The organism is Nocardia sp. NPDC060220, assembly GCF_042727815.1.
In the GTDB taxonomy this organism is placed as follows: Bacteria; Actinomycetota; Actinomycetes; order Mycobacteriales; family Mycobacteriaceae; genus Nocardia.
Map to the genome: position 1 here is coordinate 1 of NZ_JBHWZY010001354.1, position 1143 is coordinate 1143.

Genomic DNA, 1143 nt, shown 5'->3' on the forward strand with positions numbered 1-1143 from the left:
CCTACGATTCCTTCGAGGGCCGCGCGAGCCTGCGCTCGTGGCTCTACAAGATCGCCACCAATATCTGTCTGGACATGCTCGACCGTCCCCAGAGTCGTGCCAGACCGATGGATCTCAACGGGCCGGGCCGCCCGGATTCACCGCTGCCCATGCCCCAGCCCGACTACGTGTGGATCGAGCCGATCCCGAACGCGCTGGCCTTCGGCGCAGACCCGGCCGACCACGCCTCCACCAGGGACACGCTGCGCCTGGCGTTCGTCGCGGCCTGCCAGCACCTGCCCGCCACTCAGCGCGCGATCCTGATCATGCGCGAGGTGCTGCGCTTCTCCGCGGGTGAGACCGCCGAGGCGCTGATGATGTCGCCGGCGTCGGTGAACAGCGCGCTGCAGCGGGCCAGGGCCACCATGTCGAAGGTGCAGCCGACCGTGTCCGACAGCTTCGACGAGACCGATCCGGATCAGCGCAAACTGATCGACGATTTCGTCAAGGCGTTCGAGGCCTACGACATGGACGCGCTCACCACCCTGCTCAAAGCCGATGTGGCGCTGTCGATGCCGCCGTTCGATCTCTGGATCTCGGGCCCGGAGAACGTGGCCGCGTTCATGCTCAGCACGGGCAGCGCGTGCCGCAATTCGCGGATGGTGCCGCTGGTCGGCGCCAACGGTTCGCCCGCCTTCGGCCACTACAAGCCGAGCGAGGAGCCCGGCGTCTGGGTGCCGTGGTCGATCACGGTGCTCGAACTCGAGGGCGACACCATCGCCGGCCTCAACTTCTTCCTCGACACCCAGCGCCTGTTCCCGCTCTTCGGGCTCGAGCCGGAGTGGCGCGAGCCCGTCTGAGCGGGAACGAAATTCAGAGCAGGCGGCGCTTGTACAGCTTCCCGTTGGGATCGCGGGGCAGCTCCGCACGGTATTCCACCGTGCGGGGCAGCTTGTACTTCGCGAGCTGGCTCGCGGCGAATTCGAGGATGTCGGTGGTGAGTTCGTCGCTGCCCTCGGTGCCGGGCACCGGTTGCACGAACGCCTTCACCTGCTGACCCCAATCCGGGTCGGGCACACCGAGAACCGCCACATCGGCGATCTTCGGGTGGCTCATCAGCACGCCCTCGATCTCGGCCGGGTAGATGTTCACCCCACCGGACAG

At 67.1% G+C, this 1143-nt stretch carries 1 protein-coding gene and 1 pseudogene; one reads left to right on the forward strand and one right to left on the reverse strand.

All coding sequences use genetic code 11. The annotated features are described in order from the left end of the window. Positions 1–839: RNA polymerase subunit sigma-70 (locus tag ACFWF3_RS36715; RefSeq protein ID WP_379318840.1), on the forward strand; the 839-nt coding region annotated here is incomplete at its 5' end. Positions 840–852: 13 nt separating this feature from the next. Here the strand turns inward: ACFWF3_RS36715 and ACFWF3_RS36720 are convergent. Then, a pseudogene (locus ACFWF3_RS36720) lies at positions 853–1143 on the reverse strand (acyl-CoA synthetase); the annotation flags it as partial.